The organism is Planococcus lenghuensis (assembly GCF_001999905.1).
In the GTDB taxonomy this organism is placed as follows: Bacteria; Bacillota; Bacilli; order Bacillales_A; family Planococcaceae; genus Indiicoccus; species Indiicoccus lenghuensis.
The window spans coordinates 223,344-241,712 of record NZ_CP019640.1; the positions used below are offsets into that span (position 1 = coordinate 223,344).

Below are 18,369 nucleotides of genomic sequence, written 5' to 3' on the forward strand. Positions count from 1 at the left end.
GGAGCTAGAAGAAAAGGGATTTCCTGCGTTTACCAGAGACAGGCAGGCGGGAATAGCACATACATGTCGATAAAAAAGGAATGATTTTATGATATATGATTGTGCAATTATCGGCGGAGGACCTGCCGGCCTGAATGCAGCGTTAGTGCTGGGGCGATCCCGCCGGAATGTCGTGCTGTTCGATGGAGATAACGGCCGGAACCTGGTGACGCGGGAAGCCCATGGGTTTTTGACCCGGGATGGGATAAAACCGGAGGAATTGAAGCGGATTGCATCGGAGGAAATCGATAAATACGACTCAGTCAACCAAGTGAAGAAGCGGGTTGCTGCTATCAAGCGGATTTCCGATACGGATTATGAATTGATAACAGAAGATGGAGAGGTCTTTCACAGCATTAAACTGCTGTTGGCAACCGGGCTTCAGGAAGAACTGCCGGATGTGCCGAAGATTTGGGATTTCTACGGCAAGAGCCTGTACAGCTGCCCTTATTGTGATGGCTGGGAAGTGCGCGATCAGCCGCTGGCAGTCATTGCAGATAAAAGTGTATTCACAGTGGCGAAAAAATTATATACGTGGAGTCGCGATATTGTGATTTGCACCAACGGAGAAGGCGATATATCCGAAGAGGACCGGACAAGGCTGGCTGAAAAAGAGATTCGCATTATTGAACAGCCGATTGCGGATTTACAGGGCGCAGATGGCCAGCTGGAGAAAATCGTATTTGCGGATGGCACTTCGATTGATCGGCGATACGGCTTCATTACGCCATACATGAAACCGGCTTCCAATTTCGGCGAGCAGCTTGGCTGCGAAGTAAATGCGCATGGTGGAATTGTAACGGACAAGTACCGGCGGACAAGTGTATGGAATATCTATGCCGCGGGGGATGCATCTCATATTGTGCCGTCGCAGCTCATTATCGCAGCAGGTGAAGGCAGTGCTGCTGCCCTTGGAATCGACGGCGATTTGACAAACGAATACTTTGACAACGAATAACCATGAGGACAATTCCTCATGGTTATTTTTAATGATTTTCCACCTTTTGCTGGTATCCTGTGTCAGTGATAATTTTTCAGTCCGCTTTTTTAATAAACAGCCGCCAGACGCCATACTGCCCGAGAAATAAGACCAACGCTGCGGCGCTTAAATTGATATAATACCAGATTCCTGAACCGAAAAAACGTAAGGGCGTAGCAGCGGTCGGAAGCTGGGATAAATATAAATAATTGGCCTCGAACCGCGGATTGATAAAAAAGCCGATGATTGCCGCATACACCAGCAGAAATGCAAAGACGGCGAATACAGAGCGGAACGTAATGAATGAAGGTTTGCTTAATGCCAGGAAAAGACAGGCCCATGGGATGGCTGTGTGGTGTACAAAAAACTTCCAGAACCGGTAATGTTCATAGCCGTATGGGAGTTCCGGAGTGATCAGTGCCAGAAATGCCGGGATGACGCCAAAGTAAAAAGCGGCCTGCACCAGCGGCCGGCTCCAAGTGAGCAGGGCCAAAATGGCGATAACGGATGCAATTCCGCATAAGTGAAGAGGCACATGCCCGGAAAAACTCCAGATACCCACTGCTGCTGTCCAGCTCTGATAAGAGATTTCAGACACGACCAGAAGGATGAGAAGTGTCCAGCGCAGCCACTGGAATTTATGCGGTTCATTTTTAAGCCGGTTCTTCAGCAGAAAAAGGAAAACAATGCCTGCTCCTGCCACAGCCAGCACGGTTAGATGACTGGCGGAAAATGGGATGAATTCATGATCGGATGTAGCTGCCAGCCACGCTTGCATACTGTCTCCCCCGTTTTTATTTTAATGTACCATAATCATCGCGAAACAACAGAGTGGATTTGGTGGTCAGGAGACAAGAACCCGACGAAAAAAGACAGGCAGTGTTAAGCCTGTCTTTTTTGGTATTTGAGTAATGAACTTCCAGCAGCAGTACTGGCCGAGGAACATGGCCATCACGGCAATGGCGAGATTGATGGTGTACGTCCGGCCGCTGCCAAGAAAATCGAGCGGCGTGGCGGCGTTCGGCGTCTGAGACAGATACAGGTAATTCGCGCCGGTCGCCGGATTAAAACCCTTTCCAATAAAGAGCGCATAGATCGCGAGCAGGCCATATACCTTAAAGGCTGCCCGCAATGTAATGGTATGCGGCTTTGCAGTTGCCAGGAACAGCGCAGACCAAGGGATGCTCATATGATGCAGGAAGAACTTCCAGAACCGGTAATGCCGGTACCCGTATGGCACTTCGGGTGTGATAACGGCAATCAGCGGCGGAATGACTCCTGTAAAGAATGCGAATTGGATCAGTGTTTCGTTCCAAGTGACGAGCGCAACAACAGCCGCTAGAGAAGCGACGGCGCATAAATGCAGCGGTAAATGTCCGGCGACGCTCCAGACACCTGCTGAGACTGTCCACGCCTGGTATGAAACTTCTGAAGCCAGCAGAAGGGCAAGTAAAGCCACCCGGAGCCATTTGAATTTCTCCAGCTGCCGGACCAGTTTATCTTTCAGGGAAGTTATAAACGCTACACCGGCCGCTGCAACCCCCATCATTCCGATGTGGCTCGGTGAAAATTGTTCAAATAAATGTTCAGATGTTTTTGCCCACCATTCTTTCATGCTGTTTCCTCCATTCAGTCAATTGCAACAATAAATCCAGCATAGCATAAGCAGCCGGGCGCGTAAGTAGTAAATAATTGCGCTGCGGAATCGGCATTGCTTGCGCTGTTCCTGCTCTTTCTATAGCATGAGAAAGAACCAGCTATTAAACATTCCAGTACCAGGAGGGTTGTTATGAAGAATCCGCAGCCTGTCGCTTCCGTGACGTATATTAAAGTGGAACGCGAAGTCGGATATGAGGAAATGGAGATCACCCGTCACCAGCATACCTTGCAGTTATTTGAAGATGCACTTACCACCCCGGACACCAGCTATCCGCTGGCGGATGTTTGGGATGTTTCCTGGAAGTCGTTTTCTGACCACTCCGGTCTGCTGTATATTCACACAAATCAAGGTGTGTCTGCCTATAAAATCGAAGCCGCTCCCCAATCATTCATTAATGCCTTCCGCCAGTTAAAAGGAAAAGTATAGTCTGCACAGCCGCTTGGATGCAGCCGCGTTTCCATTTTTTGTACTCTACCCTTTCGTCAAGCTCTTAAACGCTGCCCAATCCAGCAGTCGGGGCAAATCCAAATGCCGGTTGTATGTCTGATCTTTCAGAAGCACGTGGATCGGATCTTCTTTCAGTGTATTAACAACGGCGGGCTTATCGTCCACATAGCAGTCCAGCTGTAATTCCCTGATGATTTCCACCTTTTCTTCATCTTTCACGCCACAGAAAAATCGGTCATCCCGTATCGGAAAACCCTGAGCCGCCATCCATTTTTTTGTGCGTTCGCCATGTTCACCTGGACGGGCGGTAATGTAATAAATCTCATGGCCATTTTCTTCAAGTTCCAGCAGCGTATCGACTGCATTTGGATAGGGAGGACAGGACGTATAGTAAATTTCTTCAAGAGACGCGCTCCACATCTCTTTCCCTTGTGTATCTGTCAAACCGAACGGCTCATGAATCTCAACCCGGTCCAGTGCATGAAAAACACTGATCGGTACATCCTGCTGCAGTTTCTCCCGGTAAATATGAAAAGCATGCTCACGCAAGTTGATGAGTGTGTCATCAATATCAAAACCGAACTTCATAAACGTTCCCTCTTTTATTCGTGATTTTCATCATTGCCTCGCTCATCCTGCAGATGGCCGGAACGATTGATTTTCGTCTGCAGATAGCGTTCGTTATGCTCGGAAATGTCCCCCCAAAGGGAAACCCGCCGGATATTTTCAAGACCGGCCTGCTCGAGTGCCTGCAGTTTTCTTGGGTTATTGGTCAGCAATGTGATCGGTTTTGTGCGCAACGTTTTCAATACCCGGATGGCATCATCGTAATTCCTGGCATCATCTGCGAAACCGAGTTCTTCATTGGCCTCAACCGTGTCATAACCCTCTTCCTGCAGCACATAAGCCATCGCTTTGCTGAATAGTCCGATGCCCCTGCCTTCATGATTCGCCAAATAGAACAAGGCACCTGCCCCGTAGTCAGCAATCTGCTGCATGGACTCTTTCAGCTGATAACCGCAATCACAGCGTTTGCTGCCGAAGATGTCACCGGTGTGGCAGATCGAGTGCATGCGGATCAGCGCATCTTCCGCTTCTTTAAAATCTCCATATACCAATACACTCGATTGCTGATACTCAGCCAGATTCGCTGAAGACAGCTGACTGATAATGCTTTCATAATCCTCTGTCACTTCACAGCGGTTCAGCCAACAATACCATTGGAATTCCACCGTATTGCCATATAAATTAACAGGCAGCCGAACAGGGCCCACCAAATAAGTAGCGCCTTCGTCAGTCGGAATTAACCGGATTTTTTCTTTTAGAACAGCCAATGCTTCCGGCTGGAGTGAAATCTGTTTCATCGTCTTCCCCCTTTTCTTTTAACATATGCTTTTTTTATCAGCGGAATCAACTGAAACGTCTCAGTCCAAAGAGAACGGAAGGTGGTTGTTCATGTTTATGTCCAGAAAACCTGAAATGAGCCGGAGCCGGGTAATTGCTCGATAAATGATGAGCCGAACAGCAGGGCGGGTGTATAACTGCCGCCAGTGAATTCGTGCTGCCGAAGCCGGGCTGTCATTTCCAGTGCACCGAATACCGTGACATCGTAGACATTCGCCGTCCGGATGCGGACAATCAGTGCCGTACCGGCGCTGTTGACTGCTTCTCCCCAGATGAAAGCCGGATTTTGCATTCGGGAAGTCTCGCTTGGACCTGTCACTTTACGCTCGATCAGTTTCTGCAACCGGTGTTTTACAAACGAGGAATTTAAAAGCGGCCGTGCGACAGATGCCAGCCGGGCTCCTCTTACTCGGTTTTTGGGCATCGGAATCCATGTGGAAATGTTCGGGATGCCGGTTGTGAAAAAAGCGGTGGAGACATCTCCCCATGGAATGCCCATCGCTGACTTGAAGCCGCGCCCAAAATCGATGGTGCGCGCCTGACTGCCGAGCGGCACAGGGATGAGCTGGCCGTCCCGCCGTTCAGCGCTTCCGCTGCCTAGCCCGGAAATCATGGTTTTCAGCGTGCCGCGGGAAGCGCCGGAATCTGAATCGAACCCCAACGCCAATTGCGTCGCTTCCGGCAGCAGCTCTTTCAGGCGAAGTGCAGTACAGTCAGTGGGAATCACATCAAAACCGGCCCCTGAACATAGGACAATTCCTGCCGCTGCTGCCCGTTCATGCTGAGCATGGGTATGCTCAAAGACGGAAATTTCTCCTGTGATATCCAGGTAATGAGCACTTGCTGCAAGGCAACCTTCAATCATTGGCGCGCTCGTCTTCTGAAACGGACCGGCGCAATGCAGAACGAGGCGGATGCCGGCAAGGTGGCTGCTGACATTCTGGTCCAAGGAAAACACCCGTGATTCGAGGTTTAACTCACGGGCCAATGCCTGAACTTTTTCTTCGCTTCTGCCGGCGAGAATCGGCGTCATTCCCTGTTTTACCGCTTCCCGGGCAATCAATTCGCCTGTATAGCCATTCGCGCCGTAAATCATCCATGAGCCAGTCATATGCATCACTCCTCTTCTATATTTATTCATACCCTAAAAGCGGAAGTGTGAAAAGAACAGATTGCACAGCGGATCAGGAAGCAGTAAAGTGAAATTATTAGAGAATAGCAGGAGGCAAAGAGCATGATTAGCCAATACAGCAAGGGATTTTTGACAGGTGAATCGGTGCTGCTTCGCAGTATTACTGAAGCGGACCATGCAGCTATATTTGCAGTGGAAAATGTGATGGAAAGCCGGCTGCTGATGGATGACAGCATCCCGTTTCCAGCAACAGATGCAGATCATGCGGCTTTTCTGGCTAGAGCCAATGATAGCGAAAAAGGGAATCATTTATTCGCAATTGAGCTGGTGGGTGACAAGACTGTAATTGGAACGACCGGCGTCTATGGCGTGGATTGGAAAAAAGGGACAGGTCAAGTCGGAATTTCCATCGGCCCCGATTTTCAAGGGAAAGGGCATGGCACGGATGCAATGCGTGTGCTCATCGATTTCGTCTTTACATACATGCGGCTGAATAAGATTAAATTGGAAGTTTACAGCTTTAATCCACAAGCTGTGGCTTCATATGAAAAATGCGGATTTAAAGTGGAAGGAACGCTCCGGGAAGAGTTATTCCGCTTTGGGGCGTATCATGATTCCCACCTAATGGGGCTGTTGCGCCGGGAATGGGAAACGCAAAAGACAGGCCAATGAGCCTGTCTTTTATCATGAGGAGGAAAAGGAAAATGAGAGAAATTATGCTTGAAGCGGAACTTCCGGCTATTCAGGAACTGCTGGCGCTAGCTGCATCAGCTGACCGAGTGGCGGGGGGAATTGCAGGATTATCTCCACAAACCTGAGCGAAATCTTTATGTGATGGAACAAGAAGGCGTTATAGCGGGCTGCATCGGCATTGAACTCACGGAGAACATGCGGGGGCAAATCCGGCATATCGCTGTTTCTCCGAAAATGCGCGGCCGGCAGATGGGCCGGAACATGATTACTGAAATTCATCGTTTACATGGATTACTGCAGCTCCACGCCGAAACAGATTGTGATGCAGCCGGCTTTTACCGGCGCTGCGGTTTCAACATCAGCAGCCTGGGCGAGAAGTATCCGGGTGTAGAGCGGTTTTTATGTGTGAAACGCTGGGAGGTGAGAATAGCTCCAAGTTCTCCTGTTACCTAAGTGACTGGTATTCATAAGAGATCGAGCCATCTAGATGCAATTTATATGGAATATCTTCCGATTCGAAAATATGAGCCAGCACTTCCTGCTTCCGGGAAGTGTTTTTCTCGATTTCTATGAAAACGTACTGCAGTTCAATCGGTATATAAGAAGCATCAGATAATTGCAGTGCATCCGTCACCTGATAGGCGAGCGAAAACTGGTCATCATAATAAGACTGGAGAGCTGCCAGGCGGATATCGGAAGTTTGGGTGACTTCCTGTAGAATCGGCAGTCCTTTCTGGACGTCTGTTACAGTCTTATTCGTCAATGTGCCTTGCTCAAACTGCTGCATCAGTTCATTAAGCTGGCGGCTTAGAGAACTCTCGGCTTCACCGCTTTCTTGTATGTATGCATGGATATTCTGCTGCTTGATGACCTGACTGGTTTCAACGGTGTCCGGCTGTGCAGTATGCCAGGGAGGCAGATACGTGGAGAGCGCATAAATATTCCAAGTGAGTATGACAATTCCCGCTGCACTACCAATCTGGAAAGCTGGGCGTTTGTAAAAGACTCTTTTTTTCTCGCTGTCATACTTTTTATGACTATAGCTGTAAGTATCAGCCCGATTAAGCTGAGGCTGTTGCTTTTGAATATCCGCCATTTGTTTTCGAAAGTGACGCTGTCGTTTGTTGAGCATCTGGCCCTCCTGTAATATCTTTTTTATTGATATTATAGCAATTAGTGGATAAGCAAGGAATGCTGAGGCGGAAAATGTTTAGAATAATAAATTCAGCAAGATGGTTAGCAGAATCGAAATAATAATGGAAATGATGATACTGCCTAAGCACGAAAAACGCATAGTCCACCCACCTTTCTCTTAATTAATAGGTAAGTTGTAGACTTATACCCTGTTCTCTCTTTTAACATTCCTAAAACAGATAATAATAAGGATTCCTAAATTGTTATCAAAATATTTGCGAAAATGATTGTGTAAGGCTTCTTTGTTTTATATGCTTATACTATTCATCTTAGGGAGGCGAAAGATTTTGGAGAAAAAAAGGCATGGACTATTTTATTTGTTACTTTCACTGGTGCTTTTTCTGGCGGCGTGTTCAGGAGGAAATGAAGCAAGCAATACAGAAGGTGAGGACAATGTAACACAAGAAACAAAAGAAGGAGGTACACTTGTATATGGTCGGGGAGCAGACTCTGTTAGCCTGGACCCTATAAATGTGACAGACGGGGAATCAATCCGAATAACGCATAATGTTTTTGAAACATTATTGGAGTACGATCATAACTTGGAGCTGCAGCCGAAACTTGCGACTGAGTGGGAATCAAGCGAAGATGGCTTAACTTGGACATTTCAACTTCGGGAAGGCGTGAAATTCCATGATGGCACGGATTTTAACGCAGAAGCTGTCGTGTTCAACTGGGAGCGGTGGATGGATCCCGAAAACCCTTACCATGTTGGAGAGTTCCCTTATTACCCGTTCTTGTATGGCGGGTTTAAAGGCGATGAAAATCATTTGATCGAATCAGTCACAGCAACAGGCGAACATGAACTTGAAATCGTATTGAAACGAAAAACTGCACCATTTTTAAGCTACCTGGCCATTTCGATGTTCGGTATCGCCAGTCCTGCTGCAATTGAAGAATATGGTACTGCATTGAACGAAAACCCGGTTGGTACAGGTCCATTCATGTTCGAGGAATGGAGCCGTAATAACTCCATCATGCTGACAAAGAACCCGGATTATTGGATGGAAGGAAAGCCGTATCTCGATCAAGTCATTTACCGGGTAATTCCGGATAACTCTGCCCGTCTAACAGCCTTGCAGGCAGGGGAAATCGATATCATAGATGGCATGAATACGAGTGATTTGCCAATCGTTGAAGAATCGGAGCAGCTAGAACTGATCAAGCGGCCGAGCTTTAATATTAGCTATCTTGCTTTTAACATGGAAAAAGAACCGTTTGATGACGTTCGTGTTAGAAAAGCGATCAATATGGCGATCAATAAAGAAGAAATCGTTGGTGCATTCTATAACGGATTAGCAGACGTTGCGACCAATCCGATTCCTCCGTCGCTATGGGGGTTTGATGAATCCATAGAAGGCTATGAGTACGATGTGGAAGCAGCGAAAGAGCTACTGACAGAAGCAGGGTATGAGGATGGATTTAAGACGACGATTTACGCAATGAGCAATCCGCGTCCGTATTTGCCGGAACCAATGAAAATTGCAGAAGCGGTTCAGGCAGATTTAGCCGAAGTGGGAATTGAAGCGGAGATCATCACGATGGAATGGGCAACATACCTGGACGATACAAGCAACGGCGCACACGATATGGCCTTTTACGGTTGGACGGGTGTTATGGCTGATCCAGATAACTTCCTATATCCGAATTTAAGTCAGACTAATATCACAAAACCGGCCCAGAATATTGCTTTTTATGATAGTGACGAATTCACAGCGTTAATCACAGAAGCCAGGGAAACAATCGATCAGGAAAAACGGATTGAACTTTACCAGCAGGCACAGCAATTGTTCCATGAAGATGCACCTTGGGTGATGCTTGCTTACACGACGCCTCCACTTGCGCAGGCCGATTATGTGGAAGGCTATGAAGCACATCCGATGAGCAATGATTTACTGACAGATGTTTATTTGACAAATTAAAGGCATGAGGTGGAAGTGTGTATCAATTACTGAAGGAATTATGTGATTTAGTAGGTCCAAGTGGATTTGAGCAGGATGTTCAGCGGTTCATTTTCAACAAGGTGAAAGATGTAGGGGATGAAGTTAAGGTAGATGGATTGGGTAACCTTATTGTAAAGGTGGATGCAACAGACCCTAATATGCCTTCCATCCTGCTGGCTGCCCATTCGGATGAAATTGGATTCATCGTGAAGAAAATAGAAAAGAACGGAACACTTCGATTTGAACAACTGGGTGGTTTTGATAACCGGGTGTTATTAGCACAATCAGTTACGATTAAAGGTGCAAATGGGTACGTTAATGGCGTAATCGGTACGCTGTCTGCTCACTATGTGAAGTGGGATGATCCGAAACGGACTGCGTCGCACCGGGAGATGTATATCGATATCGGCGCGGCTTCAGCAGAAGAAGTCGCGGAAATGGGGGTAAAAGTCGGTCAGCCGATCAGCTATGGAAGCGAGCTAAAGCTGGTGGGAGATCAGAAACGCAACCGAGTTGTCGGAAAAGGGCTCGATGACCGAGCGGGTTCAGCACTCCTTGTTCAACTTCTCACTAAGTTGAAGTCACAGCTCGACCGCAGGCATGGCGATGTTTACTTGGCCTTCACAGTTCAGGAAGAAGTGGGGTTACGAGGTGCTTCCGTACTTTCTGACGGCATCCGGCCGGATTTTGCGTTAGCTATTGATACGACACCAACAAGTGATACGTATGATGTGCTGATGACTGGAACTCGTTCTCTTGGATTAGGCCCTTGTATTAAAATTGCAGATAAGTCACTCGTTGCTCATCCACTTGTCATACAACTTCTGGAAAAAGTTGCTCTGGAAAAAAATATTCCCTATCAGAACGAAGTGTTTATGGGCATCGGAACAGATGCAGGAGCGATTCATATGACTGCTTCAGGTGTGTCGTCCGGCGTAATTTCGATTCCTTCGCGCTACACGCATTCACCGACTGAAATTGTGGATTTGAGCGATTTGGAAAACAGCTTGAGATTGGCTGAAGAATTTATTTATCATGCCGCAGAGTTAAAAGATAAAACATTTTTGGACACGTAATTAAGGAAAAGGCAAGAATTAGACGGATTGCTTTCCGGATTGCCAGCATCGTTTCAACTTAAGAATAAGTTCCGCAGGCCTGACTGTAGGTCTGTATGTAGTAAAATTGCTGCCCAGCTGACACTTGTTAGCCGGTGAACTTTGGATGTAACACCTTTTGACTTCACCCGGCAAAATAGCCCGGAGAGTATCAGAACACAAAAAGAAGCAAGCGCATGCGCCTGCTTCTTTTCTGTGTTTTGCTTTACCGGACGTTCATGTCGCTTGGTTTCGGGCCTTTACGCTCGTTGCGGTCGAGTGCATCAATCGCTGCCATTTCATCAGCCGACAGACCGAAATCGAAGACATTGAAGTTTTCTTCGATGCGTGAAGGTGTGACGGACTTTGGAATGACGATGCTGCCGCGCTGCAGGTGCCAGCGGATGACGACCTGTGCCGGTGTTTTGCCATGCGCTTCTGCGATTTTGACAACCGCTTCATTCTTCAGCACTTCACCGCCTTGCTGCAGCGGGCTCCAGGCCTCTAGATAAATGTTGTGTTTAGTGCAGAACTCTTTCAAGTCGCGCTGTGCCAGGTACGGATGGTTTTCAACCTGGTTCAGGACGGGGACCACTTCTGTTTCTGCAAGCAGTTTTTCAAGATGCTCAATTTCGAAGTTGCAGACGCCGATCGCTTTGACGCGGCCGTCTTTGTATAATTTCTCAAGCGCTTTGTATGTATCGACATACTCATCGAACTCAGGCGTCGGCCAGTGGATCAAATACAGGTCTACATAGTCGAGGCCAAGGCGTTCCAGGCTTTCATCGAATGCGCGCAGTGTATTCTCATACCCCTGATCGCTGTTCCACACTTTTGTCGTGATAAACAATTCTTCCCGCGGCACACCAGATTCTTTAATTGCGCGGCCTACGCCTTCTTCGTTCTTGTAGATCATGGCTGTATCAATCGAACGGTATCCTGTCTCGATTGCTTTTTTCACAGCAACTGCCGCTTCATCGTTTCCAACCTGCCATACCCCAAAGCCAAGCTGTGGCATTTCTAAACCATTATTCAGTGTGACGAATTCCATCAGACAACTCTCCTTTTTCTCCAAGTAATTGGTATTTTACCGGACCCGCATTAAGCTGTCCATTTGCGTGCACCTGCAGTAAAATAAAGACAGAAGATTGGAGTGAGTCAAATTGACGGAAGTTGCAGTAATAGGCGGAGGGATTACAGGCCTTTCCGCATTGCATTATTTACAGAAACTGAACGATGCACAGCAGCTGGATCTAAAGTTGACATTGCTTGAACAAGACGAACAATTAGGTGGGAAAATCCACACGGTCAGAGACAGCGGCTTTATTATGGAAAGCGGCGCAGATTCGATTGTCGCCCGCCATCAGAGTGTCTCGACTCTTATTGAAGAATTGAATTTGCAGAATAAAGCGGTTGATAATGCGACGGGCGTCTCGTATTTGTATACGAATGACGAACTGCATGCCATTCCGGAAGATACGATCTTTGGCATCCCGATGACTGAAGAAGCGCTGTTCCGTTCAACGCTCGTCTCGGAAGAAGGAAAGCGGGAAGCGCTGAACGATTTAACATCAGTGAATGAAACGTTCACTCATAGCAGTTCGGTCGGTGAGTTCCTGGAAGCGTTCCTCGGCAAGGAATTGACAGAAAATCAGATCGCGCCGATGCTATCAGGGGTCTATTCCGGAAAGCTGAATGAGCTGACCCTTGCTTCAACGTTGCCGTATCTGCTGGACTATAAAAATGAATACGGAAGCATTATTAAAGGGTTGGCAGCGAATAAGGAGAAGTTCCAGGCGGCGGCCAATAAAAAGTTCCTGTCATTCGATGGCGGTCTTTCTGTCCTCATTGATCGGCTCGAAGAGGTGCTGACGGATGTACGAATCTTGAAAAGCTGCAATCCGGAGAACGTTGCAAAAAAAGAAAATGGTTATTCCATCAGGCTCTCGGACGGCACGGAAATAGCAGCGGATGCTGTGGTGCTTGCCATTCCGCATGAGGCAGCGCAAAGGCTGCTTGCTGACTCAGAGTTGGATGAAGAGTTCGGAAAACTGGAAAATTCTTCTTTGACCAGTATTTATCTTGGCTTTTCCATTCCGGATGCAGCACTGCCGGCAGACGGTACGGGGTTCATTGTGTCGGATAATAGCGATATTCGCTGCAATGCCTGCACGTGGACGAGCAGGAAATGGCCGCATACCTCTAAAGAACGGGAACTGCTTGTCCGGTTGTTTTACAAGAGTTCAAATCCTGGCTATGCAGAACTGGAACAGATGACAGAACGCGAACTGGCAGCTGTGGCGCTTGAAGATATCCGGAAAAGTCTTGGGATTGAAGCGGAACCGACCGCCGTTGAAGTGGCCAAATGGAACGGGCTGATGCCAAATTACAGCCTGCAGCATAAAACGGCGGTGACCGGACTGGAAGAGAAAGTGGCAGAACGACTGCCGGGCATATATTTGGCCGGGGCTTCCTATTACGGAGTCGGCATCGGGGCCTGCATTGAAAATGGAAAGAAAACTGCAGAGGCGATTGCCCGCCAGGCCGCTGAAAGAAAAGTGAATCACTTGTAGAAGATTCAATGCCTGCATCTGTTTTAACGGATGCAGGCATTTGCGGTTCTCCTGATGTATGGTATGTTTGAATTATCTGGAAAAAGGAGTGAGGGATAATGCAGATGAAATCATTGGATCAGACCATTATTGGGGTGTTGGGAATCGAATTTCAGGAAACGTCGGATGAGCGGGTCGTAGCGACAATGCCAGTCAATGCGAAAACCCACCAGCCGTTCGGGCTTCTGCATGGCGGAGCTTCCGTTGTACTGGCTGAATCCGTTGCAAGTATCGGCACATGGAATTTAATCGATCAGGAGACTGAACTCGCCGCCGGTCTCGAAATCAATGCAAATCATCTTCGGGGTAAGCGGGACGGTATCGTTACCGCAACCGGTACACCGGTACATAAAGGCAGAACCACTATGGTATGGGATATTCGAATTACAGACGAAGAAGAGAAGTTGGTCTGCATTTCCCGCTGCACAGTAGCCATTATGAAAAAACAGTAAAACCGGCTCTTAATCTATTTTACCAGCACGCAATTGCCAAAAAGCCTTGGCATTCTTAAAGGGACAATTCCGACCGAACACACAAGCAGGACTGCTTCCACTTTTGCGGAAGCAGTCCTGTTGCTGTTTAATCCATCGGGTCAAACGTTTCCAGGTACACTTTAGCGTTCAGTACGTAATGTTTAGCGCCATCCAACAGTTTTTTTCGTTCTTCGTCGGTCAGTTTCCGGATGACTTTTGCTGGTATACCGGCTACGAGGGTGCCTGGTTCGACAACTTGTCCTTCCCGAACAACCGATCCGGCTGCAACAAGTGATTCAGGACCGACTACTGCTCCGTTCAGGATGGTGCATCCCATGCCGATTAACGAGCGGTCTTTAATCGTACATCCATGAACAGTCGCGTTATGTCCGATTGTTACATCTTCACCTACTGTTACGGCAAAGCCGGGATCGGTATGGACAGCACAGCCATCCTGAACATTCGAGCCGCGTCCGATATGGATTTTCTCATGATCGCCGCGGAGTACAGCGTTGAACCAAATGGAACTGCCGGCTTCCATTTCCACATTTCCAATAATACGGGTTCCGGGAGCAGTGTAAGCGGTATCGTGGACGATAGGTTCCTTCCCATTAAAGTGATAATAGATGGTCCTCACCTCGCTCAAAGTAGACATAAATGTAAAACTATCTTAATTATACAATGAAAGCGGCTAAATTAATTAAATTTTCAGTAAAAAATTTCTCTTTTTTGAATCATTGAAAGAGGATTCAAGATTTTTGATAACTAATTAAGGTGCAACTTCAATGATTTAAAAGACTAAGTTATAATGGAGAAAAATCTGAAAGTAGGCCGATACATGACTCTTACTGATCTCTCAATTGCTGCCAACGCCAAGATGTTGCCAATCCAGGAAGTGGCGGATCGAGCAGGCATTCCGGAAGAGGCTTTGGAAACCTACGGGAAGTACAAAGCGAAAATAGATATCGCTTCGCTCCCGCCTGCAGTGAAGCAAGGGCAGGTAGTGTTGGTTACCGCCATCAGCCCGACACCTGCAGGGGAAGGGAAGTCTACAGTTACAGTAGGGCTGGCTGATGCTTTTAAACAGCTTGGTGAATCAGTGATGGTAGCGCTTCGTGAACCATCGCTCGGTCCGGTCATGGGCGTCAAAGGCGGAGCGACCGGTGGCGGGTTTGCGCAGGTGCTGCCGATGGAAGACATCAATCTCCATTTCACCGGCGACATCCATGCAATCACCACAGCGAATAATGCACTTTCTGCATTGATTGATAACCACTTGCATCAAGGGAATGAGCTGGAGCTGGATCCGCGGCGCATCACATGGAAACGGGTCCTTGATATGAATGACCGGGCGCTGCGGAATGTCACGGTTGGACTTGGAGGTCCCTCGCAAGGTGTCCCGCGCGAAGATGGCTTTGATATTACCGTTGCTTCCGAAATTATGGCTGTACTCTGTCTGGCCGAATCACTGGATGACTTAAAAGAGAGGTTGGCCCAGATGCTGGTTGGCTACACGTATGACCGGGAGCCGGTCACGGTCCGTGACTTAGGGGCGGCGGGCGCACTGACACTGCTCTTAAAGGATGCGTTTAAACCGAATCTTGTACAGACGATTGAAGGGACACCTGCCATTATCCATGGCGGTCCGTTTGCGAATATCGCCCACGGCTGCAATTCATTGATGGCAACGAAGGCGGCTCGCCGCCTTGCGGATGTTGTTGTGACAGAAGCGGGCTTCGGTGCAGATCTTGGTGCTGAAAAGTTTATGCATATTAAATCGCGACAAGGCGGATTCGATCCGGATGCCGTTGTGATTGTGGCGACAGTCCGTGCATTGAAGATGCATGGCGGCGTGGATAAGAACGCGTTGAAAGAAGCGGATGCGGATGCAGTCCGCCGCGGAATGGTCAATCTCGCCAAGCATGTCGACACTATCCGCCAATTCGGTATCGAACCAGTTGTGGCGTTGAACCGTTTTGTGACGGATACTGAAGCGGAACTGGCGGAAGTTATGGAGTGGGCGAAAGCGGAAGATGTCGCGATTGCGCTGACGGATGTCTGGGAGAAGGGTGGAACCGGCGGATTGGAATTAGCGAAACTCGTTCAGCAGGAGCTGGAGAAACCGAAAAATTTCAGCCGGTTATACGAACCGACAGATTCAGTCGAAGAAAAGCTGCGTGTCATTGTACAGCGCGTCTATGGCGGTGCAGACGTGCAGCTGACAGACAAAGCGAAAAAGCAATTGGCGGAAATTCAAAAATTCGGCTGGGATGCACTGCCGCTCTGTATGGCGAAAACGCAATACTCATTATCCGATCAGCCAAAACTGCTCGGCCGCCCGGAAGGATTCACCGTAACAATCCGGGAAATCATTCCAAAGCTCGGTGCCGGTTTTCTTGTCTGTCTGACAGGGGACATCATGACCATGCCGGGCCTGCCGAAACAACCGGCTGCGCTGAATATGGATATCAGTGATAATGGTAATGCAGTCGGCCTGTTCTGATTGTTTTGCGTTTCTACAGTCAGCTGAAAAGCAAGTAAAAAAGCAGTTCCGGTTTTGACCGGAACTGCTTTTTTACATTTTGCGTTTCTCGAGAACCACTCCAATTTTATTGAGTGCACGTTCCAGGTTGGCTTCCGTTTGGATGTTCTGCAGGTCTTCACCTACATCGATGGCTTTCATGGCCGTCTGCGGATGGAAACCGGTGAGAATCGGTGTGACTCCAACGAGTTCAAGCAGTTTTACGATCCGAAGGAGAGAAGCGACCACAAATTGATTGATCTGAGAGATACCTGATAAATCGATGATCAGGTATTCAAGGGATAATTCCTGGCTTTTCGTCAGGGCGAGAAGGATGATGTGTTCTGCCCGTTCTTCGCTGATGACGCCGATAACCGGCAGGATCGCAATGCCTTTTGTAATGGGAACGAATGGTGCAGACAAGGTCTGAATCTGCTGATAGGCCTCATCGAGCTCCAGCACATAGGTAAGGAGCGAAGCCATCGTTTCAAACAACTCGACGTGTTCTTTGCTGAATTCAAACGGATGTGTATCCAATCCGCAGATAGTCCCGTAATTCTCGCCGTTTTCATAATAGATCGGGATGCCGACGAAACTGCCGCCGCCCAGTTCCTCCGTGACATTCAGTGACATCGTCAAGTTGCTTTGTTTAAGATCCGGAATGATTACCACTTGCCGGCCGGCATCAACGCTCACTTTACAGAGTGTTTCTTCAAATGGAGAAGCTTTACCCTCATCCACGAGCACATCATCCCGGTTCACTGCTTTCATGATCTGATTGGTCCGCTCATCATTTTTGGCAATGAATAATGTATTGATTTCAATAAACTGGCTCATCATGCGCAGGATGTTATCAGCAGCTTCATCGAAATTCCTGAATGTTTTTACGTTTTCTCCGATAAAGTAAGGGTTTGTCATAGAATGTTCCTCTCAAAATTAACATAGTTATTTCTCCTATACCCTTTTTTAGTAAGGAGTATTCAAGCGGTTCAGAGAAACTCAGTATAGCCGGGTGCGGATTGTCTCCAATGGACAGGTTAAAAAAGGAGGCGTAAAATGACACATAGCTTACTTGAGGAGACAGGTACATGGCCATCAGAAAACTGATCCAAATAGTTGTACAGGCATTTTTATTATACTTGATTTTCCTGCTTGGAGAAGCAGTGGCCAACATTTTCAAGCTGATTATTCCAGGCAGTATTGTCGGACTGCTGATTCTGCTTGCCGGGCTGCTGACAAGAATAGTGCCAGTTGTGGTAATCGAAGACGGAGCGAAAGCGTTTTTGCTATTCCTGCCGCTGTTCTTCGTTCCAGCGACTGTCGGCATTATCCAATATCCTGAATTTTTGTCCCTGCAGGGCGCTTTGCTGATTTTCATGGTGGTGCTCAGCACCTGTATTTCATTAGTCGCGGCCGGATGGGCCAGCCAGCTCTTTGAGAATCGCAAAAAGGGGCGGCAGGAAATATGAGTGCGGAAATGCTGATTGCGATTGCTTCACTTATCGGAACAATCCTTATTTATCTGGCATGCAGCCGGCTGTATATGAAAATTCCGTTGCCTATCCTCCATCCGGTTCTGTCTTCGGTGGCAGTACTGGTCCTGCTGTTGATTGGGCTGGATGTTCCATATGAGACCTATATGGCCGGCGCACGCTGGATCGATGCGTTGCTGGGTCCTGCCGTTGTCGCACTTGCTTATCCGCTATATACACAGCGCAAACTTTTGGTGCGGTACTGGAAATCGGTACTCAGTGCTGTTTTTGCAAGTCTGCTCGCCGGACTGGGATCTATTTATGTATTTGCTGTGTTCGCAGGAATTGAGCAGCAGGTGCTGATGTCGCTATTTCCAAAATCCATCACTACGCCGGTTGCTATCCAAGTGAGCGCAACATTGGAAGGGATTCCTTCCATGACAGTTGCTTTTGTCATGACTGCCGGTTTCACAGGCGCGATTATCGGCCCGGCTGTCCTGCAGGTTGCCCGGGTCCGGAGTGAAGCAAGCAAAGGCCTGGCTCTCGGCAGTGCCTCGCACGGAGTGGGGTTGACGAAAGCGGCTGAACTCGGAGATCGGCCGCTGTCCATGGGTTCTGTTGCCATGACCTTAAGCGCCATATTCGGTGCAGGTGTGATTCCATTCATCATCTATTTATTTACAGCAAGTTAACCAGAACAAGGAGT

20 protein-coding genes are annotated in these 18,369 nt (G+C 48.0%); 11 read left to right on the forward strand and 9 right to left on the reverse strand.

Features of this window, described 5'->3' with window-relative positions; all coding sequences use genetic code 11:
- The first annotated feature begins 88 nt into the window (after positions 1 to 88).
- Positions 89 to 997, forward strand: a complete 909-nt coding sequence (locus tag B0X71_RS01265) for an NAD(P)/FAD-dependent oxidoreductase (protein WP_077587752.1) — start codon at positions 89 to 91, stop codon at positions 995 to 997.
- Positions 998 to 1,073: 76 nt separating this feature from the next.
- On the opposite strand, the gene B0X71_RS01270 is transcribed toward B0X71_RS01265, so the two are convergent.
- Together B0X71_RS01270 and B0X71_RS01275 are read right to left on the reverse strand one after the other, a co-directional pair.
- On the reverse strand, positions 1,074 to 1,796 hold the full coding sequence (locus B0X71_RS01270; protein WP_077587753.1) for a YwaF family protein: 723 nt from the start codon (positions 1,794 to 1,796) through the stop codon (positions 1,074 to 1,076).
- Between the two features lie 66 nt (positions 1,797 to 1,862).
- A complete protein-coding gene (locus B0X71_RS01275) occupies positions 1,863 to 2,633 on the reverse strand; it encodes a YwaF family protein (RefSeq protein WP_077587754.1) in 771 nt (256 codons plus the stop codon).
- Between the two features lie 174 nt (positions 2,634 to 2,807).
- Here B0X71_RS01275 and B0X71_RS01280 point away from each other — a divergent pair, with 174 nt between their 5' ends.
- Positions 2,808 to 3,104 carry a hypothetical protein gene (locus B0X71_RS01280; protein ID WP_077587755.1) on the forward strand — a complete coding sequence of 99 codons (297 nt, stop codon included), beginning with the start codon at positions 2,808 to 2,810 and terminating at the stop codon, positions 3,102 to 3,104.
- Between the two features lie 45 nt (positions 3,105 to 3,149).
- Here B0X71_RS01280 and B0X71_RS01285 read toward each other — a convergent pair whose 3' ends face one another.
- The 3 genes from B0X71_RS01285 to B0X71_RS01295 form a co-directional block, all read right to left on the reverse strand.
- The gene (locus tag B0X71_RS01285) at positions 3,150 to 3,713 is read right to left on the reverse strand and encodes a 5' nucleotidase, NT5C type (RefSeq protein ID WP_077587756.1); all 564 of its coding nucleotides are present in this window, start codon (positions 3,711 to 3,713) and stop codon (positions 3,150 to 3,152) included.
- A 14-nt stretch (positions 3,714 to 3,727) separates the two neighbouring features.
- Positions 3,728 to 4,489 carry a GTP cyclohydrolase II gene (locus B0X71_RS01290; RefSeq protein WP_077587757.1) on the reverse strand — a complete coding sequence of 254 codons (762 nt, stop codon included), beginning with the start codon at positions 4,487 to 4,489 and terminating at the stop codon, positions 3,728 to 3,730.
- 95 nt (positions 4,490 to 4,584) lie between these two features.
- Positions 4,585 to 5,640, reverse strand: coding sequence for a saccharopine dehydrogenase family protein (locus B0X71_RS01295; RefSeq protein ID WP_156889769.1), 1,056 nt, complete (start codon positions 5,638 to 5,640; stop codon positions 4,585 to 4,587).
- 123 nt (positions 5,641 to 5,763) lie between these two features.
- Here B0X71_RS01295 and B0X71_RS01300 point away from each other — a divergent pair, with 123 nt between their 5' ends.
- Positions 5,764 to 6,333, forward strand: a complete 570-nt coding sequence (locus B0X71_RS01300) for a GNAT family N-acetyltransferase (protein WP_077587759.1) — start codon at positions 5,764 to 5,766, stop codon at positions 6,331 to 6,333.
- 120 nt (positions 6,334 to 6,453) lie between these two features.
- Positions 6,454 to 6,807, forward strand: a complete 354-nt coding sequence (locus tag B0X71_RS01305) for a GNAT family N-acetyltransferase (RefSeq protein ID WP_077587760.1) — start codon at positions 6,454 to 6,456, stop codon at positions 6,805 to 6,807.
- Here B0X71_RS01305 and B0X71_RS01310 read toward each other — a convergent pair.
- A complete protein-coding gene (locus B0X71_RS01310; RefSeq protein WP_077587761.1) occupies positions 6,800 to 7,486 on the reverse strand; it encodes a hypothetical protein in 687 nt (228 codons plus the stop codon). The two genes, B0X71_RS01305 and B0X71_RS01310, sit on opposite strands and share 8 nt — an antisense overlap.
- A 313-nt stretch (positions 7,487 to 7,799) precedes the next feature.
- On the opposite strand from B0X71_RS01310, the gene B0X71_RS01315 reads away from it, so the two are divergent.
- Both B0X71_RS01315 and B0X71_RS01320 read left to right on the forward strand, forming a co-directional pair.
- Positions 7,800 to 9,470 (forward strand): ABC transporter substrate-binding protein, encoded by a 1,671-nt coding sequence (locus B0X71_RS01315; protein WP_077587762.1) that lies wholly within the window; start codon positions 7,800 to 7,802, stop codon positions 9,468 to 9,470.
- A 17-nt stretch (positions 9,471 to 9,487) separates the two neighbouring features.
- The gene (locus B0X71_RS01320) at positions 9,488 to 10,567 is read left to right on the forward strand and encodes a M42 family metallopeptidase (protein WP_077587763.1); all 1,080 of its coding nucleotides are present in this window, start codon (positions 9,488 to 9,490) and stop codon (positions 10,565 to 10,567) included.
- 244 nt (positions 10,568 to 10,811) lie between these two features.
- Here the strand turns inward: B0X71_RS01320 and B0X71_RS01325 are convergent, their stop codons facing one another.
- Positions 10,812 to 11,636 (reverse strand): aldo/keto reductase, encoded by an 825-nt coding sequence (locus B0X71_RS01325; protein WP_077587764.1) that lies wholly within the window; start codon positions 11,634 to 11,636, stop codon positions 10,812 to 10,814.
- Between the two features lie 112 nt (positions 11,637 to 11,748).
- On the opposite strand from B0X71_RS01325, the gene B0X71_RS01330 reads away from it, so the two are divergent.
- Positions 11,749 to 13,158, forward strand: a complete 1,410-nt coding sequence (locus B0X71_RS01330; protein WP_077587765.1) for a protoporphyrinogen oxidase — start codon at positions 11,749 to 11,751, stop codon at positions 13,156 to 13,158.
- A 98-nt stretch (positions 13,159 to 13,256) separates the two neighbouring features.
- Entirely contained in the window at positions 13,257 to 13,649 is a 393-nt protein-coding gene (locus B0X71_RS01335) for a hotdog fold thioesterase (RefSeq protein WP_077587766.1), read from the forward strand.
- A 127-nt stretch (positions 13,650 to 13,776) separates the two neighbouring features.
- On the opposite strand, the gene B0X71_RS01340 is transcribed toward B0X71_RS01335, so the two are convergent.
- Entirely contained in the window at positions 13,777 to 14,211 is a 435-nt protein-coding gene (locus tag B0X71_RS01340; RefSeq protein WP_232336751.1) for a gamma carbonic anhydrase family protein, read from the reverse strand.
- 297 nt (positions 14,212 to 14,508) lie between these two features.
- Between B0X71_RS01340 and B0X71_RS01345 the strand changes: the two genes are divergently transcribed.
- Complete coding sequence (locus B0X71_RS01345) at positions 14,509 to 16,173, forward strand: formate--tetrahydrofolate ligase (RefSeq protein WP_077590851.1); 1,665 nt, start codon at positions 14,509 to 14,511, stop codon at positions 16,171 to 16,173.
- Between the two features lie 72 nt (positions 16,174 to 16,245).
- Here the strand turns inward: B0X71_RS01345 and B0X71_RS01350 are convergent, their stop codons facing one another.
- Positions 16,246 to 17,109: a GAF domain-containing protein gene (locus B0X71_RS01350; RefSeq protein ID WP_077587768.1), complete on the reverse strand. Its 864-nt coding sequence runs from the start codon at positions 17,107 to 17,109 to the stop codon at positions 16,246 to 16,248.
- A gap of 170 nt (positions 17,110 to 17,279) precedes the next feature.
- Between B0X71_RS01350 and B0X71_RS01355 the strand changes: the two genes are divergently transcribed.
- Together B0X71_RS01355 and B0X71_RS01360 are read left to right on the forward strand one after the other, a co-directional pair.
- Positions 17,280 to 17,660 carry a CidA/LrgA family protein gene (locus B0X71_RS01355; RefSeq protein WP_077587769.1) on the forward strand — a complete coding sequence of 127 codons (381 nt, stop codon included), beginning with the start codon at positions 17,280 to 17,282 and terminating at the stop codon, positions 17,658 to 17,660.
- Positions 17,657 to 18,355, forward strand: a complete 699-nt coding sequence (locus B0X71_RS01360) for an LrgB family protein (RefSeq protein ID WP_232336752.1) — start codon at positions 17,657 to 17,659, stop codon at positions 18,353 to 18,355. Before B0X71_RS01355 ends, B0X71_RS01360 begins: the two co-directional genes overlap by 4 nt.
- Positions 18,356 to 18,369: the final 14 nt, after the last annotated feature.

Bases quoted from the DNA above. Each gene is read 5' to 3' on its own strand.
- B0X71_RS01265 (WP_077587752.1), top strand. From the start codon at position 89: ATGATATATGATTGTGCAATTATCGGCGGAGGACCTGCCGGCCTGAAT.
- B0X71_RS01270 (WP_077587753.1), bottom strand. From the start codon at position 1,796: ATGCAAGCGTGGCTGGCAGCTACATCCGATCATGAATTCATCCCATTT.
- B0X71_RS01275 (WP_077587754.1), bottom strand. From the start codon at position 2,633: ATGAAAGAATGGTGGGCAAAAACATCTGAACATTTATTTGAACAATTT.
- B0X71_RS01280 (WP_077587755.1), top strand. From the start codon at position 2,808: ATGAAGAATCCGCAGCCTGTCGCTTCCGTGACGTATATTAAAGTGGAA.
- B0X71_RS01285 (WP_077587756.1), bottom strand. From the start codon at position 3,713: ATGAAGTTCGGTTTTGATATTGATGACACACTCATCAACTTGCGTGAG.
- B0X71_RS01290 (WP_077587757.1), bottom strand. From the start codon at position 4,489: ATGAAACAGATTTCACTCCAGCCGGAAGCATTGGCTGTTCTAAAAGAA.
- B0X71_RS01295 (WP_156889769.1), bottom strand. From the start codon at position 5,640: ATGACTGGCTCATGGATGATTTACGGCGCGAATGGCTATACAGGCGAA.
- B0X71_RS01300 (WP_077587759.1), top strand. From the start codon at position 5,764: ATGATTAGCCAATACAGCAAGGGATTTTTGACAGGTGAATCGGTGCTG.
- B0X71_RS01310 (WP_077587761.1), bottom strand. From the start codon at position 7,486: ATGCTCAACAAACGACAGCGTCACTTTCGAAAACAAATGGCGGATATT.
- B0X71_RS01315 (WP_077587762.1), top strand. From the start codon at position 7,800: ATGCTTATACTATTCATCTTAGGGAGGCGAAAGATTTTGGAGAAAAAA.
- B0X71_RS01325 (WP_077587764.1), bottom strand. From the start codon at position 11,636: ATGGAATTCGTCACACTGAATAATGGTTTAGAAATGCCACAGCTTGGC.
- B0X71_RS01335 (WP_077587766.1), top strand. From the start codon at position 13,257: ATGCAGATGAAATCATTGGATCAGACCATTATTGGGGTGTTGGGAATC.
- B0X71_RS01340 (WP_232336751.1), bottom strand. From the start codon at position 14,211: ATGGAAGCCGGCAGTTCCATTTGGTTCAACGCTGTACTCCGCGGCGAT.
- B0X71_RS01345 (WP_077590851.1), top strand. From the start codon at position 14,509: ATGACTCTTACTGATCTCTCAATTGCTGCCAACGCCAAGATGTTGCCA.
- B0X71_RS01350 (WP_077587768.1), bottom strand. From the start codon at position 17,109: ATGACAAACCCTTACTTTATCGGAGAAAACGTAAAAACATTCAGGAAT.
- B0X71_RS01355 (WP_077587769.1), top strand. From the start codon at position 17,280: ATGGCCATCAGAAAACTGATCCAAATAGTTGTACAGGCATTTTTATTA.
- B0X71_RS01360 (WP_232336752.1), top strand. From the start codon at position 17,657: ATGAGTGCGGAAATGCTGATTGCGATTGCTTCACTTATCGGAACAATC.